General features: G+C 51.0%; 12 protein-coding genes and 1 pseudogene. 9 read left to right on the forward strand and 4 right to left on the reverse strand.

The features are described 5' to 3' along the window. Positions 1–25: 25 nt before the first annotated feature. The 3 genes from torD to torC are packed head-to-tail and all read right to left on the reverse strand — an operon-like array spanning position 26 to position 4,289. Positions 26–658 carry a molecular chaperone TorD gene (gene torD, locus EHN13_RS16940; protein ID WP_048211151.1) on the reverse strand — a complete coding sequence of 211 codons (633 nt, stop codon included), beginning with the start codon at positions 656–658 and terminating at the stop codon, positions 26–28. Then, a complete protein-coding gene (gene torA / locus EHN13_RS16945; RefSeq protein WP_124021780.1) occupies positions 648–3,146 on the reverse strand; it encodes a trimethylamine-N-oxide reductase TorA in 2,499 nt (832 codons plus the stop codon). Before torA ends, torD begins: the two co-directional genes overlap by 11 nt. 12 nt (positions 3,147–3,158) lie before the next feature. Further along, complete coding sequence (torC, locus tag EHN13_RS16950) at positions 3,159–4,289, reverse strand: pentaheme c-type cytochrome TorC (RefSeq protein ID WP_124021781.1); 1,131 nt, start codon at positions 4,287–4,289, stop codon at positions 3,159–3,161. Between the two features lie 167 nt (positions 4,290–4,456). Here torC and pdxR point away from each other — a divergent pair, with 167 nt between their 5' ends. Next, positions 4,457–5,938, forward strand: a complete 1,482-nt coding sequence (pdxR, locus tag EHN13_RS16955; protein ID WP_061068176.1) for a MocR-like pyridoxine biosynthesis transcription factor PdxR — start codon at positions 4,457–4,459, stop codon at positions 5,936–5,938. A gap of 70 nt (positions 5,939–6,008) precedes the next feature. Here pdxR and uxuA read toward each other — a convergent pair whose 3' ends face one another. After that, positions 6,009–7,199, reverse strand: a complete 1,191-nt coding sequence (gene uxuA, locus EHN13_RS16960) for a mannonate dehydratase (RefSeq protein ID WP_124021782.1) — start codon at positions 7,197–7,199, stop codon at positions 6,009–6,011. A gap of 202 nt (positions 7,200–7,401) precedes the next feature. Between uxuA and EHN13_RS16965 the strand changes: the two genes are divergently transcribed. The 8 genes and pseudogenes from EHN13_RS16965 (at position 7,402) to EHN13_RS17000 (ending at position 17,481) form a co-directional block, all read left to right on the forward strand. Beyond that, on the forward strand, positions 7,402–8,868 hold the full coding sequence (locus EHN13_RS16965) for a mannitol dehydrogenase family protein (RefSeq protein ID WP_115643156.1): 1,467 nt from the start codon (positions 7,402–7,404) through the stop codon (positions 8,866–8,868). Positions 8,869–8,987: 119 nt separating this feature from the next. Then, a pseudogene (locus tag EHN13_RS16970) lies at positions 8,988–9,973 on the forward strand (CobW family GTP-binding protein). Between the two features lie 34 nt (positions 9,974–10,007). Further along, positions 10,008–10,721, forward strand: a complete 714-nt coding sequence (locus tag EHN13_RS16975) for a phosphatase PAP2 family protein (RefSeq protein ID WP_048211144.1) — start codon at positions 10,008–10,010, stop codon at positions 10,719–10,721. A gap of 413 nt (positions 10,722–11,134) precedes the next feature. After that, complete coding sequence (gene mepS, locus EHN13_RS16980) at positions 11,135–11,704, forward strand: bifunctional murein DD-endopeptidase/murein LD-carboxypeptidase (RefSeq protein ID WP_003027474.1); 570 nt, start codon at positions 11,135–11,137, stop codon at positions 11,702–11,704. A 182-nt stretch (positions 11,705–11,886) separates the two neighbouring features. Beyond that, positions 11,887–13,446 (forward strand): cyclic di-GMP phosphodiesterase, encoded by a 1,560-nt coding sequence (locus EHN13_RS16985; RefSeq protein ID WP_124021783.1) that lies wholly within the window; start codon positions 11,887–11,889, stop codon positions 13,444–13,446. 100 nt (positions 13,447–13,546) lie between these two features. Next, a complete protein-coding gene (locus tag EHN13_RS16990) occupies positions 13,547–15,361 on the forward strand; it encodes an extracellular solute-binding protein (RefSeq protein WP_124021784.1) in 1,815 nt (604 codons plus the stop codon). Next, on the forward strand, positions 15,362–16,456 hold the full coding sequence (locus tag EHN13_RS16995) for a microcin C ABC transporter permease YejB (protein WP_115643154.1): 1,095 nt from the start codon (positions 15,362–15,364) through the stop codon (positions 16,454–16,456). Then, positions 16,456–17,481 (forward strand): ABC transporter permease, encoded by a 1,026-nt coding sequence (locus EHN13_RS17000; protein ID WP_061068180.1) that lies wholly within the window; start codon positions 16,456–16,458, stop codon positions 17,479–17,481. The genes EHN13_RS16995 and EHN13_RS17000 overlap by 1 nt, the downstream gene beginning before the upstream one ends. Position 17,482: the final 1 nt, after the last annotated feature.

A 17,482-nucleotide genomic window follows, 5' to 3' on the forward strand; every position in this document is an offset into this window, starting at 1 on the left:
AGCGCAGGCTGTCCCTTTGTCATTTTCAGCGCTGACTGCTGAGGTAAAAATCATCCATCAACAATGATTCCAGATACTGCTCATCTTCCCGTATAAAACCCACAATGACGCTAACCGCCCGCGCATAAAATCCCTTCTCATCACGCTGCAGGCAGCTATCACGAAACAAGGGTGCCCAACACATAATATGATGATGTAAAAAGTAATATTGTGCAGATAGCGTTTCCTCTTTGGCTGCCATCCTCGCCATCAAAGCCAGCTGTATAGCGATATGATCGGAGGGCTCATTTTCCTGCGCAGCCAGCCCGTGTTCAACCAACAGTACATTCATTTGTCGACGTTCTTCGGCCGCCGTTGTGTGCGGATAATGTCCCGCATACGGGGAAACACCGCCAGGCGGCGCCAGCAGAAATAACGTTGCAAAATCTGCGGCCAGCTCCAGTTGTCGGCTTTCACGACGCAGAGCCTGCGTCAGGCTACGCTCCAGTTTTTTGACATCCAGCGAAAGCCCAGGGATACCCGCCAGCGACGCAAGCCACTGTCGGGTATCCTCGCTTTCAAGACGAGCGAGTTGTTTCTGGTCCAGCTCACGAAACAGCAATTGTGAAAACCACTGATAGACCGCGGCACGTTGCTGGAAAATAAGGCTATGCTGCATTGTCCCCCTCCTCTTTCACTATCTCCGGCCCACCAAATCCCGTGACCGGTGGAACATGTTGCTGATAGCGCTCGACATCCACCAGCACGGTATGCGCTGAAGGCCCTTGCGCCAGTTGAGACGTACCAATATCCGCGCTCAGGACATTAGGATCGCCATAGGTACATAGCGTCCCGGCTTTCCCACCTTCCTGTGGGGAATACCATGCCCCTTCATGAATGCGGATCACGCCAGGGGTAAAATCAGGGCTAATCACCACCCCCGCCAGCACCTGACCGCGCGCGTTAAAGACCCGCGCAATATCCCCGGCTTTTAACCCCCGCGCGGCAGCATCTTGCTCGCTGATGTAAAGCGGTTCTCTTCCCGCTACCGCATACGTGCTGCGAAACGCATCACTTGAGCACAACTGGGAGTGCAGGCGTTTATCCGGATGACAGGATTGCAGGTGCAGTGGATATTTATCTTTCCTACTCTGATGGCTACGTTCAAACGGCTCCATCCACACCGGATGTCCAGGGCAATCGTCATACTGAAAACCGGCAATCGTTTTGCTGTAAATTTCAATCAGACCTGATGGTGTGCCCAGGGGATTAAGATCGGGCTGATCGCGAAATTCGCCATGACGCACCCACGGTTGTCCCGCGGGATATTCAACATACCCTTCACCTTTCCAGAACGTGTCAAAGTCTGGCAACGTAACACCGAGCGAGGCCCCCATTTTGACCCCTTCGTCATAAAGCGCTTGTACCCACTGCATTTCATCGCGGTTTTCCCGGTATACCGACTCCTTGTCAAAACGTTTACAGAGTCCGGCAAACACGTCGAAATCATGCCGCGCTTCATATTGCGGTTTGACGACCTGATGCAGCGCCATCAGTCCCTTATTCGAATGGGTGCCAAACTGCTCAATATCGTTACGTTCAAAGCGTGTGGTAACAGGCAGGACGATATCGGCAAAACGACAGGATGCGGTCCATTGGTGATCTAACACCACCACGGTCTCCAGTTTCTTCCACGCCTCGATCATCCGGTTGCGATCCTGCTGGGCGTGGAACGGGTTAGCCGCGCTGAAGATCGCCATTTTGATGTCAGGGTAGATTAACGTCTCACCGTTAAACGCAATCTTTTTGCCCGGCTCCAGCAGGCAATCAACAATACGTGAGGTAGGAATATGCTCGGATACGCCGCGAAAATCTGGTTTATACTTCGCCTCTGGCGGATTGTTAATGCTCCCCAGACCAGAAAGTACCGGCCCGGCTGACGTCACCGTCCCTCCGCCGTTGTAGTGCCAGCCGAACCCCACACCGCCGCCCGGTAAGCCAATTTGACCAACCATACTGGCCAGCACCACCAGCATCCAGGGATACTGTTCGCCGTGGTGCATACGCTGTACGCACCAGCCGCCCATAAACTGCGTCCGACCTTTCACCAGCAGCCGGGCAAAGTCACGGATCTGATCCGCTGTCAGCCCACAGATTTCAGCAGCCCACTCGGCGCTTTTCGGTTGTTTGTCTGTTTCTCCCATCAGGTAGGGTAAAAACTGCTCGAAGCCGACGGTGTAGTCGTTAATGAATGCCGTGTCGTACAGTTTTTCTTCATGCAGGGTATGTGCGAGCGCCAGCAGTAACGCAACATCGGTCTGTGGTCGTAACGCCAGCTGTTCACACCCCAGAAAATTTTGCGATTTGCTGCGCACCGGATCAACGCTGATGACGCGCATTTTGCCCTGGGCGACGGCCTCTTTGATCTGCTGCCAGTAGCCAAACGCATCGTGATCGGGAACCAAAAATTCAATCTGCAAGTTCTTAATGGGATCACAGCCCCACAGTACGATGGTATTGCTGTTCTCGATAACCAGCGGCAGCGAGGTTTGCTGTTCATAGACTTCAAGCGAACCAATAACATGCGGCAAAATCACCTGGGCTGCAGCCGCTGAATAGTCGCCTACGGTCGTCACATAGCTACCATGCAGGCCGAGCCCTCTGTCCATTGCACCGCCAGCCTTGTGGTATTTGCCCACCATTTGCCAATCCGCCAGCCCGGTAAAGACGCCGGATGAACCGTAGGTTTTTTGCACCCGCTCAAGCTCTTCATAAAACAGGTCCAGCGCCTGATCCCAGCTAACCCGCACAAAACGATTATCTCCCCGCTGGCTACGATCCGACTTCTCACGCTTGCGTAACCAGTCCAGTCGAACCATCGGATAGCGAACCCGTGAAGGGTTGTAGACGATTTCACGTACCGCATTGAGCATATCGCACGGGTGTTTGTCATGTTTGAACGGACGCGTTTCCGTCCACTCGCCGTTAACCACTTTGGCTTCAAAAGCACCATAATGTGAGCCGGACTGGATCCATTGTTCGGGGTTTTCCCCCGCCGCCCATACTTTTGATATCAGCGGATTAGGCGCCAGCACACTGGCTGCGCCAACCGCCAGCATTCCGGTCAGAAAACGACGGCGGGACGGATTAAAGTCATGAATATCCATATCTTATCCTTATTATTTGTTGGGTTCAGACACATCGCTGGCGTGTGTCTGGAGGTATTTCAACAACGTACGTTCTTCCACCGGATTGAGTCGATAATACGTCGACATCGCTTTCAGTCCGGCAATCCAGCCATTGGCGGTGTATCGGGTAGCCGGCGGCGTGCTGTGACAGGCGCTACACGTCGATTGCAGCATCTGATCTGAGTACTCCCATACCGGAGTAATGCTATCGATGAGTCCCTGCGCGGAGGTCCATGCGGTCACGCTCACCTGCTGCCATTCCTGATGCGAACCTGGGTCAGTCTGGGTTTGCAGGACTGTCACGTTTTCCATCAGTGAAGCATCCAGAACCGCGGAGAATACGCGTTTACCCATATACTGGGTGATCACCCGCCCACGCCCCTTGCTTTCACGCCAGCCCGTCACTTCCAACTGGACGTTGCCTCCCTCTTTTTGCAGCACCTTGACCTGGGTCGCCGGAAATAACAGCGCTTTCCCTGCTGGTGCCCCTGCCGTGGCTGTCAGTGTTTTTTCGCTTAACGAAAACAGCGTCGTCGCAGTTGACAGTTTTTCTCCCTGCTGTTGTAGCTGCTTGTAGCGATCGCGAAAACCACTGCTCATGTCCGGTTTGTGGTGCGCGATCCCTTTGTGGCAATCAATGCAGTTGCTGTCCTTCGCCGCTGCCGCCGTCATCTGTGCCGCGGCATTGGCGGATTGTTTTCCATGATCCATTGCTTCATAGCTGTGACACGATTTACAGGCTGCCGAGTTGTTGGCGCTCATCCGCGCCCACTCTCGCTGGGCGAGCTCAGCCCGTTTAGCATTGAATTTTTCCGGGGTATCGATAGAGGGTGAGATAAAGGTGTGATAGAGATCGTTTAGGGCTTCGGTTTTACGCATCAACGTCGGGACGACTCCCGGGGGAATGTGGCAATCCTTACACTCCGCTCGTACGCCAGAGGCATTACGAAAATGCACGCTGGTTTTATACTCCTCTCCAGGTGTGCGCATCGAGTGGCACGATAAACAAAACTCCGTAGTGCTGGTGTAATGGACTCCTTGCCATGTTCCCCAAATAACAATGGCCATTACGACAGCGCCACCTAACGCACACCAAAGCGCGTTCTTTTTTATCCACGACATACCTGCCTCCATTTTTTTAATAGCGTCACGCTAAGGGATATTAAAAAGCAAAAATAGAGACAGCGATTTCAGATTATAGGAACAGCCTTAACTCTATGAGGCGTGTCAAAATAGCAATATTCTGAAACGTGTAATATGCCGCTATTGTTTAAACAAGGAATTTCCTCATGCTGGCACTGTTTCTCAATAGGGAAAGTCGCACCCCGCTACAATTACAGATCTTTCAATTCTACTTTCAGGCAATTCAGCAAGGCGATTTGCTTTGTGGGGATAAACTGCCCTCTATCCGCGAACAGGCACAGACGCTAAACGTGGCCAAAATCACGGTGGTGATGGCGTATGAAAAACTGATGGCGGCCGGTTTTATTAAGAGCAGGCAGGGTATCGGCTATGAAGTCACATTTACGGCACCTATGCGTAGTCCCCCAACACACGTGCCATCTGCGGAAGGCTCACCACCGATAAAGCCTAAGCCTGCCGGTGTTTCTACCGATGTTTACGCTGAAATGGGACGTGAGTGCTATTGCCGGATGGGCGTCCCTGATCCCAATGCGTTTCCCTGGTCAAGCTGGCGTAAATGGAATAATGCCCCCAGCGTACTTAAAGAGCAGCTACTGACTCGATATCATTCACCAAATGGATTATTTTCATTGCGTGAGCAAATTGTCAGATACCTTAATTTATCCCGTGGTATTAATACCAGTGCACAAAACATCATCATTACTGATGGAATTCAGGAAGGGTTGTCACTGCTCAGTCAAATATTCATTATTCATCATGCACTAAGCCAGAATAAAAAGTGTCACGTGGTCGCCGAATCACCTTGTTATTCTGGCGCATGGCATCTGTTTAATTATTATGGTGCCGATATTACGTCTATTGCCGTGGATAATCACGGGCTGTGCACCGATAATTTACCCGAGGTTGAAACCCAGCTTTGTTATGTGACACCTGCTCACCAGTATCCAATGGGCAGTGTTCTGTCACTTGAACGACGTAAGTCATTACTCACTTGGGCACAGCGAGTGGGCGCCTGGATTATTGAAGACGATTACGATGCCGTATTTACGTATGGCGAGAATCCCCTTCCGGCACTGAAAGCCATGGATTACCACAACCGGGTTATCTACATGGGGACTTTCTCAAAAACGCTGGGACCGGGGGCACGTCTCGGTTACCTCGTTTGCCCCGATGAGCTGCTGCCCGCCGTTCAAAATATGAAAGCGCTGAACAACAATGGTAGCCAGTGGTTATTGCAGCAGTTTTTAGCCGAGTTAATGCAAAACCAGGTGTTTTATACCCATCTCGGTAAGCTAGCCTGCAACTATGCAGCACGCCTCGCATTACTGCGTGATGGCTTATCAGCCTTGTTCCCTGAAGGAAAGATCGATGGTGCCACGGCAGGGTTACATCTCTCATTACGCATTGACTGGTCGCCTGACGTCATCGCAAAACTACGCCAGCGCTGCCTGCAGGCAGGGGTGCGCTTTGATACATTACAGGAAATTGAAAACGGCTCAGAAACAGCGTGGCGGCAAAAAAATTCCGATGCGGTGATGTTCTTTGGTTTTGGCGGACTGCAGGTGCCGCACCTCAGAAAGGTATTAAACGTACTGGAGCAGGAGAGGTGTGCGTTATTACAGCAATAACAACGCACCTGAGTATTGCCGGGGGCGGGACAAGCGCCATCCGGCAATTTATTGCCTGGTGTTGGGCGAATTACAGCAGATCGCGGAACTGCGTTTTTTTCAGCGCCAGCTCCACGCCGCGAACTTCTGCCAGTCCTTTCAGGCGACCAATCGCGGAATAGCCCGGATTCGTTTTCTTATGCAGATCGTCAAGCATCTGATGCCCATGATCCGGGCGCATTGGGATCGGACGCAAATCACCCGCTTTCTTACGGCGTTGCTCTTCGCTCAAAATAGCTGCCACCACCGATACCATATCCACATCGCCCTGCAAGTGTGCGCCTTCGTGGAAGGTTTTCGGGTTTTCTTCACGGCAGGTTGAACGCAAGTGTGTGAAGTGAATACGATCGCCAAAGGTCTCAATCATTTTTACCAGATCGTTATCGGCGCGCACGCCGTACGAACCGGTACACATGGTGAAACCGTTATTGATACTGTCTACCGTTTCTTTCAGCCATTGCATATCTTCAATGGTCGACACGATACGTGGCAGACCGAGGATTGGCCTTGGCGGATCGTCAGGATGCACTGCCAGACGTACACCAACTTCCTCAGCAACAGGCACAATCGCCCGCAGGAAGACAGCCATGTTATTGCGCAAATCATCTTTGCTGATCCCATCATATTCCGCCAGACGCGAGCGGAATTGATCCAGCGTATAACCTTCTTCGGCACCAGGCAGGCCAGCAATAATGTTGCGGGTCAGCTTTTCAATTTCTGCATCGCTCATGGCATTGAAGTAATCCAGCGCCTGGCGTTGTTCTTCGTCGGTATAATCCGCTTCAGCTCCCGGGCGTTGCAGAATGTGCAGCTCGAAAGCCGCAAAGGCAATCTGGTCAAAACGCAGCGCTTTGGACCCGTCCGGTAGCTGATATTCAAGGTCAGTACGCGTCCAGTCCAGGATCGGCATGAAGTTGTAGCACACGGTATCGATGCCGCAGGTCGCCAGGTTACGAATACTTTGCTGATAGTTGGCAATCCACGTTTGATATTGACCTGAACGCGTTTTGATATCTTCGTGAACAGGGATACTTTCCACCACCGACCAGGTCAGCCCTTTTTCGGCCAGGGTAGCCTGGCGCTTTTGAATTTCTTCTACGGGCCACACTTCACCGTTGGGAATGTGGTGCAAGGCGGTCACAACACCCGTTGCGCCAGCCTGACGCACATCGTCAAGCGATACTGGATCGTTTGGTCCGTACCAACGCCAGGTTTGTTCCATTACTTCACCTCACAAGTTGTTATACCAAATTAAACGACTTTTATGACGACTACCATACAGGCATCCGGTATACGATCAACACACCGCCCATCATTGATTGATCCAGCTCACATTACCCGGATAAATGAGGCACACCAATTCAATTTGTTGTCATATAACTTTATACTACCATTGTTAATTAATGGTTAATCAGGTGTATTTAATGAAGACTATTGCCTCAGCGTCTCTTGCGGAAAATGTCGTGATGCCTCAGTACGATCGCCAACAGCTAAAAACGCGGATCGTACATTTTGGTTTCGGTGCATTTCATCGCGCCCATCAGGCGTTATTGACCGACCGGGTGCTGAATGCGCAGGGTGGAGACTGGGGGATTTGTGAGATCAGCCTGTTCAGCGGCGACCGGCTGATGAGCCAGCTACGCGAGCAGGATCATTTATTTACCGTGCTGGAAAAAGGTGCGGCCGGCAACCAGCCGATTATCGTCGGGGCCGTCAACGAGTGCCTGAATGCAAAGCTGGATTCACTGGCGGCTATTATCGAAAAATTTTGCGAGCCTCAGGTCGCTATTGTTTCGTTAACCATTACGGAAAAAGGCTACTGTATTGATCCTGCCACGGGGTCACTCGATATCGCTAACCCGCGTATTATTCACGATCTGCAGACACCGGCTGAACCGCACTCCGCACCCGGAATTATTGTTGAAGCACTGCACCGCCGACGTCAACGTGGGCTGCAACCGTTTACCGTCCTCTCCTGCGATAACATCCCGGACAACGGTCATGTGGTAAAAAACGCTGTACTGGGAATGGCGGAGAAACGCTCACCTGAACTGGCTAACTGGATTCGGGAGCACGTCAGTTTCCCGGGAACCATGGTAGACCGGATTGTCCCGGCAGCGACGGAAGAATCACTGGATGAAATCGCCCGCGAATTAGGCGTGGCAGACCCTTGCGCAATCAGCTGCGAGCCGTTTATTCAGTGGGTTATTGAAGACCATTTTGTCAGCGGCCGTCCGCAATGGGAAACGGCAGGTGTCCAGATGGTCGAAAACGTCTTGCCGTGGGAACAAATGAAACTGCGGATGCTGAACGGCAGTCATTCGTTTCTCGCTTATCTCGGCTATCTGGCGGGATTCCAGCATATCAGCGACTGTATGCAGGACAGCGCATTTCGTGAAGCCGCTTACCGGCTGATGCTCAGCGAACAGGCCCCCACGCTGCAAATTACCGATGTAGATTTGGACCAGTATGCCGACAGCCTGCTGGAACGCTTTGCCAATCCGGCGCTGAAACATAAAACCTGGCAAATCGCGATGGATGGCAGCCAAAAATTACCGCAACGTATGCTGGACGGGATCCGCGTTCATTTAGCACGTCAAAGCGAGTGGCCGCTGCTGGCACTCGGCATTGCGGGCTGGATGCGCTACGTAAGCGGGATTGATGATTCAGGTGAAATTATCGATATTCGTGACCCGATGAGTGACAAAATCCGCACTATCGTCGAACAGAGTACGGAATCAGAACGCGTCAGCGCGTTGCTTTCACTGCACGAAATCTTTGCCACTGACCTCGCGCAGAACCCACAATTCATCGATACCGTGGAACGAGCCTGGCAACGTATCGCCCAATACGGTGCACATCAGGCGGTCATCGAGACGTTAAAAAGTTAACGATTTCTGCCATTAAACAGGACGAAGTTCGTCTTCGTCCTCTCTGCGCTTCTCTTTTCCCCCGTTTTTCGCCAGGATTGTTAAAAGCCATTACGGTAATTTATGAATCTGGAGTAAGCGTGACTAAAACCAATCTCATCACGGGTTTTCTCGGCAGTGGCAAAACCACATCTATTCTTCATCTATTGGCCAACAAAGATCCCGCAGAGAAGTGGGCCGTTTTGGTCAATGAGTTTGGCGAAGTGGGTATCGACGGCGCACTGCTCGCCGACAGCGGCGCAATGCTCAAAGAGATCCCCGGCGGCTGTATGTGCTGCGTTAATGGTTTGCCCATGCAGGTTGGCCTCAATACGCTGTTACGTCAGGGAAAACCGGATCGGCTGCTGATTGAGCCCACCGGCCTCGGGCATCCCAAACAGATTCTGGATTTACTCACCGCGCCGGTTTACGAACCGTGGATCGACTTGCGCGCAACTCTCTGTATCCTTGATCCGCGCCTGTTGCTGGATGAAAAAAGCGTCGCGAATGAGAATTTCCGCGATCAGTTGGCCTCTGCCGATATCATCGTTGCCAATAAATCCGATCGTGCCACGACAGAAAGCGAAACTGCTCTGCAAACCTGGTGGCAGCACTACGGCGGTAACCGCCAGTTAGTTTATGCCGATCATGGACAGATCGACGGACAATTACTGGATTTGCCCCGACTGAATCTGACAGAACTTCCCTCCAGTGCGGCACATACTCACCAGCATGCTGATAAAAAGGGCTGGCAGCACTAAGCCTGCCTGCCCAGCAACGCTGGCGCCGCAGTCTGAACAGCGGTCAGGGGCATCAGGCCTGCGGCTGGATTTTTGACGCTGACACGGTGTTCGATACCATCGGCCTGCTGGAATGGTCACGTCTCGCCCCTGTCGGCCGCGTGAAGGGAGTGATGCGTATTAAAGAGGGGCTGGTGCGTATCAATCGTCAGGGTGAGGACTGGCATATTGAGACCCAAAACGTCGCCCCTCCAGACAGCCGCATTGAACTCATCTCCGATACCGAGACCGACTGGAATGCATTACAGAGTGCATTGTTGAGGCTTCGTTTAGACGCTGGCGCGTAAGGTTGCCTCCGTTTTATGGCAATGGTAAACGACGATGAAAACCCGATACCCACTAATACTCCTGCTTAATATTGCTGGTCTGGCGCTGTTTTTGTCCTGGTACCTTCCACATGGGCATGGGCTCTGGTTTTCTCTCGATTCGGGCATCTTCCACTTCTTCAATCATAAGCTGGTTGAGAGCCCGCTCTTCCTGTGGATTGTCGCGGTCACCAATAACCGGGCATTTGACGGCTGCTCATTATTGGCGATGGGCACATTAATGCTGAGTTTTTGGTTAAAAGAAACGCAGGAAGGTCGTCGTCGTATTGTGGCAATTGGGCTGGTGATGCTGCTAACAGCGGTGATATTAAACCAACTGGGCCAGGCGCTTATTCCGGTTAAGCGCGCCAGCCCCACCCTCACGTTCGATAATATTAATCGCGTCAGCGAGCTGCTGCATATTTCAACAAAAGATGCGTCCAGAGACAGTTTTCCTGGCGATCACGGTATGATGCTGCTTATTTTTTCCGCATTTATGCTACGTTATTTCGGAAAAGTCGCAGGAATAATCGGCCTTATTATCACTGTGGTTTTTGCCTTTCCACGCGTAATGATCGGCGCACATTGGCTTACAGATATCGTGGTAGGTTCTATGACCGTCGTATTGATTGGCTTGCCCTGGTGGTTAATGACGCCATTAAGCGACCGTCTGGTTACGCTGTTTATTCATTATCTTCCCGGCAAAAACAAACAATTTTTAAACAAATAACGCAAAGTAATTAACATCATCAGGAATGCTTCTGATTTCCTGATGATATCTGCCAGGAAATTATCCTTCTGACTGTCATTCTCCTGTCATATTATTCCTGTTTAAAATGAATGAATTGCGTGTTTTTCACTCTATTTGTTCTTAATTTAGCCAATGCAGTCTATTCACTTTCTGTATCACTTTTTCTTATAAGAAATCACATAAAATCACTCGCAATGACCGGAGCGATCGGGTAACCTCAGACTCGTTTTGCCTCGCGGGATAATTATTCACTATAAGAATAAATTTGTGCGTTCTGCCACAGATTTGACCTTAAAGAATTGTCTCATCATGCGTTGGTAATTAGTCTCGTCACGTTTGGCATTTTTTATAACGATATTTATCGTTAAGGACTTCAAGGGAAAACAAACAAAATGGTCAAATCTCAACCGATTTTGAGATATATCTTGCGGGGCATACCCGCGATAGCAGTTGCGGTTCTGCTTTCTGCATGTAGCACAACGAACACCGCCAGGAATATGCATTCTGAGACGCATGCTGTGGGCAATGGAGATAACTCTTCACTGCAAGCCTCTCAGGATGAATTTGAAAATATGGTACGTAATATCGATGTTAAATCACGTATTATGGACCAATATGCTGACTGGAAAGGCGTGCGTTACCGCCTTGGCGGCAGCACCAAAAAAGGTATTGATTGTTCAAGCTTCGTACAGCGTACGTTTCGTGAGCAATTTGGTTTAGAGCTTCCGCGCTCAACCTACGAGCAACAGGAAACGGGCAAATCCGTTTCGCGCACTAATCTGCGCACAGGCGATCTGGTTCTGTTCCGTGCGGGTTCCACCGGCCGTCACGTCGGTATCTATATCGGCAATAACCAGTTTGTACATGCCTCGACCAGCAGTGGCGTTATCATTTCCAGCATGAACGAGCCTTACTGGAAAAAACGTTACAACGAAGCTCGCCGGGTCCTGAGCCGCAGTTAATTTCGTTTGGCAGCTATCCCTTGGCTATCCTGATGAGACTTATCAAAAGCACTGCTTCGGCAGTGCTTTTTGCGTTGCGCTATGTTTAAGAAAAATCTCACTATACGAATCAATCCAGGTTATAGTTTTACAGATCAAGCCGTTTAATAATAAGCAGATACCCCAGGTAAACATAAGGAACTATGTTCAGACGTCCTTCATCTTCCAGTCGAAATGTCCTTTTTACCTGTATTTTTACGGGGGTAGTCGTCGCGGTACTTGTCAGCACCCTGCAGTTTTTTGCCACCTGGCACAAACGAGATGTAAAGTACGAAACGCTTCTTTCCGATATCGACTATTACATCAGCAGTTACCTCTCAGACCTCAAAAGCACAACAGATGCCCTGCAGCCGCTGGTCTCATACAATTGCCAACAAGTTGCCGCCAGGCTAACCGCCAGCGCAGCGTTTAACCTCAATGTACGCGCTTTTTTATTGGTAAAAGATGGTATTGCTTTCTGCTCATCCGCAACTGGCGCGATGGACTCGCCTATTCTGTCGCTGGTTCCGAAGCTGGATCTCAAGCAAGATGTCGATGTGGAATTACTGTCCGGTACCCCGATGATGCCGGACAATCCGGCGATCATGATTTGGCAGCGGAATCCTTCATTTAAGAATAGCGGCGTGTTTTCCTCACTGAATATCAATCTGGCGCCTTACCTTCTCTATACCGCCCGAGAAGATGATTTTGACGGTATTGCAATTATTGTTGGTGATACCGCTATCACGACATTTTCATCCCAACTGATGGACGTTTCCGCGCTTCCGGATACCACCTGGCGCCAGACGACGCTGAAAGGGATCCCGATGAAGATCCGGTTATACGCGCAAGAGTGGACGTACACTGACGTCTGGTATGCCGTCATGTTGGGATGTATGGCCGGGATCATGACCGGGTTGCTTTTGTGGTACTACAACTACGCCGTTCGTTTACGCCCGGGAAAGGATATTCTCAACGCTATCAAGCACGATCAGTTTTATGTGGTCTACCAACCAGTCGTTGAAATGCAGACGCTGGAAGTAAAAGGGGTAGAAGTATTGTTACGCTGGCGCCACCCGACAACAGGTGAGATCCCGCCAGATGCGTTTATTCACTACGCTGAATCACAGCAAATGATCGTGCCGCTGACGCAGCATCTGTTCAAACTGGTGGCCCGTGATGCCCCCGCATTAAAAAAAGTGTTACCGCAAGGCGCAAAGCTCGGGCTCAACATCGCCCCAACGCACCTGCATGGTGAAAGCTTTAAAGACGATATTCAACACCTGAACGCTTCCCTGCCGCCACACCATTTCCAGGTTGTACTCGAAATCACCGAACGCGATATGCTCAATCAGCATGAAGCCTCAAAGTTATTTGAATGGCTACACGCTGCCGGATTCGAAATTGCCATTGATGATTTCGGTACCGGCCATAGCGCACTCATTTATCTGGAACGCTTTACCGTTGACTATCTGAAAATCGACCGAGGATTTATCAACGCCATTGGGACAGAAACGCTAACGTCTCCGGTACTGGATGCGGTGTTGACACTGTCTAAGCGTCTTAATATGCTGACGGTTGCTGAAGGGGTAGAAACGCCTGAGCAAGCCCGATGGCTGCGCGATCGCGGGGTTCATTTCTTCCAGGGATACTGGATCAGCCGCCCATTAATGCTTGATGATTTTGTACGTTGGATGACGCAATCCGATAAGCCAACGTGGTGATCGCACCAGGCGATTCATATATTTTCACTCGCCACCCCAACCGCTATTTCTCAGGCAAGAAGCCTGTCGGGTTGTGGCAGGACAAGGAAACCTCTGTGATATGATTCCTCGCGTACTGCTTCTGTTTATCGCCCTTATCGGGTTTAACGTTCATGCCCAATCCATCAAAGAAAGCTACGCCTTTGCCGTGTTGGGCGAACCCAAGTACGCGTTTAATTTTAATCACTTTGATTATGTTAACCCCGCGGCCCCTAAAGGCGGGCAGCTCACCCTCTCCGCCCTGGGTACCTTCGACAACTTCAACCGCTATTCGATGCGCGGCAACCCTGGCGCACGCACTGAAACGCTCTACGATACGCTGTTTACCACCTCGGATGACGAACCCGGCAGCTACTACCCGCTCATCGCTGACAGAGCGCGTTATGCCGATGATTATTCGTGGGTAGAAATCGCGATTAATCCGCGGGCCCGTTTTCATGATGGTTCACCCATTACCGCACGCGATGTTGAATTCACCTTCCATAAATTTATGACCGAAGGCGTACCGCAGTTTCGTTTGGTCTACAAAGGAACGACGGTAAAGGCAATTGCCCCGTTAACAGTGCGAATTGAACTCGCCAAACCGGGTAAAGAGGACATGCTCAGCCTGTTTTCATTACCGGTGATGCCAGAGAAGTACTGGAAAGATCATAAGCTCAGCGATCCCTTATCATCACCTCCGCTCGCCAGCGGCCCTTATCGCATCAGTCAATGGAAAATGGGCCAGTACATTGTTTATTCGCGCGTCAAAGATTATTGGGCTGCTGACTTGCCCGTCAATCGCGGACGCTGGAACTTTGATACCCTCCGCTACGATTACTACTTAGATGATAACGTCGCTTTTGAAGCATTTAAGGCTGGAGCGTTCGACCTGCGACTGGAAAACGATGCAAAAAATTGGGCAACCCGTTATACCGGCAAGAATTTCGCCAATCATTACATTGTCAAAGACGAACAAAAGAATGAGTCCGCGCAGGACACACGATGGTTAGCCTTTAATATTCAACGTCCAATGTTTAGTGACCGACGTGTACGGGAAGCGATTACGCTGGCCTTTGATTTCGAATGGATGAATAAGGCCCTGTTTTATAATGCCTGGAGTCGGACAAACAGCTATTTCCAGAACACCGAGTATGCAGCCAGGGGTTATCCCGATGCGGATGAACTGGTGATCCTCGCGCCATTGAAAAAAGAGCTGCCACCGGAAGTCTTCAGTCAAATCTATCAACCACCGATGTCGAAAGGCGATGGCTACGATCGTGAAAACCTGTTGAAAGCCGATACGTTACTCCAACAGGCGGGATGGATACTGAAAGGGCAACAACGGATAAATAGCACCAGCGGTAAACCGCTGACCTTCGAGTTATTACTCCCGGCAGGTAGCAACAGCCAGTGGGTGCTGCCGTTCCAGCACAACCTGCAACGCTTAGGCATTACGATGAATATCCGCCAGGTCGATAACTCGCAAATCACTAACCGTTTGCGCAGTCGCGACTATGACATGATGCCAAGGTTGTATCGCGCAATGCCGTGGCCAAGCTCAGACCTGCAAATTCTCTGGGCCTCTGAATATATAGACTCCAGCTATAACGCGCCCGGAGTGCAAAGCCCGGTCATTGATAAACTGATTAGCCAGATCATTGCCGCACAAGGGAATAAAGCCAAACTGATCCCGTTGGGGCGGGCACTGGACCGGGTATTAACCTGGAACTACTACATGTTGCCGATGTGGTACATGGCTGAAGATCGTATCGCCTGGTGGGATAAGTTTTCGCATCCGGCGATCCGCCCGATTTATACCATTGGCATCGACAACTGGTGGTATGACGTCAACAAAGCGGCGAAGCTTCCCGCAGCCAGACGACAGGGAGAGTAAATGGGCGCTTATCTGATTCGACGTCTGCTGCTGGTGGTCCCAACGCTTTGGGCCATCATTACTATCAACTTTTTTATCGTACAGATAGCACCTGGCGGTCCTGTTGAGCAGGCCGTCGCCGCCATTGAGTTCGGACAAAGCGGTGCGTTGCCCGGTGCGGGCAGCGAAGGTGTTCGCGCCAGCCACGCGCAAACCGGCGTAGGGAATATCAGCGACAGTAACTACCGTGGCGGTCGGGGTCTGGATCCGGAAGTCATCGCGGAAATTACCCGTCGTTACGGATTCGATAAACCCATTCATGAACGCTATTTCAAGATGCTCTGGGACTATATCCGTTTTGATTTTGGCGATAGTCTGTTTCGCAGTGCCTCTGTTCTTACGCTAATCAAAGACAGCCTCCCGGTGTCCGTTACCCTGGGGCTGTGGAGTACGCTCATCATCTATCTGGTGTCGATACCGCTTGGGATCCGCAAAGCGGTTCACAACGGCAGTCGTTTTGACGTCTGGAGCAGCGCATTTATTATTATTGGCTATGCCATTCCGGCCTTTCTGTTTGCCATTTTGCTGATCGTTTTTTTTGCCGGGGGCAGCTATTACGACCTGTTCCCGCTACGTGGGCTCGTGTCCGCTAACTTTGATGCCCTGCCCTGGTATCAAAAAATTACCGATTATCTGTGGCACATTACCCTGCCAGTGCTGGCAACCGTCGTAGGTGGGTTCGCCGCGCTGACCATGCTGACCAAAAACTCATTTCTGGATGAGGTTCGTAAGCAGTATGTCGTTACTGCGCGCGCCAAAGGCGTTAGTGAGAAAAATATTCTATGGAAGCATGTGTTCCGCAATGCCATGTTGCTGGTAATCGCAGGATTTCCCGCCACATTTATCAGTATGTTTTTCACCGGCTCACTGCTGATTGAAGTGATGTTTTCGCTTAATGGTCTGGGATTACTGGGGTATGAATCTACCGTATCGCGCGACTACCCGGTGATGTTCGGCACACTCTACATCTTCACCCTGATTGGCCTGTTGCTCAATATCCTCAGTGATATCAGCTATACGTTGGTCGATCCTCGTATTGATTTTGAGGGACGCTAATGTCGCGATTAAGCCCCGTCAATCAGGCCCGCTGGGCGCGTTTTCGTCATAACCGCCGCGGCTACTGGTCATTATGGATTTTTTTGGTGTTGTTTGGCCTGAGCATGTGTTCCGAGCTGATCGCTAATGATAAGCCGCTGTTGGTACGCTATGACGGCAGCTGGTATTTCCCTCTGGTTAAAAACTACAGTGAGAGCGATTTCGGCGGCCCGTTAGCAACAAAGGCTGATTATCAGGATCCGTGGCTGCAACACCGTCTGGAGAGACAGGGTTGGATACTATGGGCCCCCATCCGGTTCGGTGCTACCAGCATCAACTTTGCCACCGATAAGCCCTTCCCCTCTCCACCCTCTGCGCAAAACTGGCTGGGTACTGACGCAAATGGTGGTGACGTGCTGGCGCGTATCCTTTACGGCACCCGCATCTCAATTCTGTTTGGCTTGATGCTGACCCTGTGTTCCAGCGTCATGGGGGTGATGGCTGGCGCGCTACAGGGCTATTATGGCGGTAAGGTAGACCTGTGGGGACAACGGTTCATCGAAGTGTGGTCCGGTATGCCAACGCTGTTTCTGATTATTTTGCTATCCAGCGTCGTTCAGCCTAACTTCTGGTGGCTATTAGCGATCACCGTGCTGTTTGGCTGGATGAGCCTGGTGGGCGTGGTACGCGCGGAATTTCTGCGCACCCGAAACTTTGATTATATTCGTGCCGCTCAGGCGCTCGGGGTTAGCGATAGCAGTATTATTTTGCGTCATATGCTACCCAATGCGATGGTTGCCGCCCTGACCTTTTTACCGTTTATTTTATGTGCCTCAATCACCACACTCACCTCGCTGGATTTTCTCGGGTTCGGATTACCGCTTGGCTCGCCATCACTGGGAGAATTGCTGTTGCAGGGTAAAAACAACCTGCAGGCGCCGTGGCTTGGCATCACCGCGTTCATCTCCGTTGCCCTCTTATTATCGCTACTGATTTTTATTGGTGAAGCGGTACGCGACGCATTTGATCCCAATAAGGCGATTTAAG

The organism is Citrobacter youngae (genome assembly GCF_003818115.1).
GTDB classification, from domain to species: Bacteria; Pseudomonadota; Gammaproteobacteria; order Enterobacterales; family Enterobacteriaceae; genus Citrobacter; species Citrobacter youngae.

Coding starts and splice junctions, on each gene's coding strand:
- EHN13_RS17000 (WP_061068180.1), top strand. CDS start 16,456: ATGTCGCGATTAAGCCCCGTCAATCAGGCCCGCTGGGCGCGTTTTCGT.
- EHN13_RS16965 (WP_115643156.1), top strand. CDS start 7,402: ATGAAGACTATTGCCTCAGCGTCTCTTGCGGAAAATGTCGTGATGCCT.
- uxuA (WP_124021782.1), bottom strand. CDS start 7,199: ATGGAACAAACCTGGCGTTGGTACGGACCAAACGATCCAGTATCGCTT.
- torC (WP_124021781.1), bottom strand. CDS start 4,289: ATGTCGTGGATAAAAAAGAACGCGCTTTGGTGTGCGTTAGGTGGCGCT.
- EHN13_RS16990 (WP_124021784.1), top strand. CDS start 13,547: ATGATTCCTCGCGTACTGCTTCTGTTTATCGCCCTTATCGGGTTTAAC.
- pdxR (WP_061068176.1), top strand. CDS start 4,457: ATGCTGGCACTGTTTCTCAATAGGGAAAGTCGCACCCCGCTACAATTA.
- EHN13_RS16985 (WP_124021783.1), top strand. CDS start 11,887: ATGTTCAGACGTCCTTCATCTTCCAGTCGAAATGTCCTTTTTACCTGT.
- mepS (WP_003027474.1), top strand. CDS start 11,135: ATGGTCAAATCTCAACCGATTTTGAGATATATCTTGCGGGGCATACCC.
- EHN13_RS16975 (WP_048211144.1), top strand. CDS start 10,008: ATGAAAACCCGATACCCACTAATACTCCTGCTTAATATTGCTGGTCTG.
- EHN13_RS16995 (WP_115643154.1), top strand. CDS start 15,362: ATGGGCGCTTATCTGATTCGACGTCTGCTGCTGGTGGTCCCAACGCTT.
- torD (WP_048211151.1), bottom strand. CDS start 658: ATGCAGCATAGCCTTATTTTCCAGCAACGTGCCGCGGTCTATCAGTGG.
- torA (WP_124021780.1), bottom strand. CDS start 3,146: ATGGATATTCATGACTTTAATCCGTCCCGCCGTCGTTTTCTGACCGGA.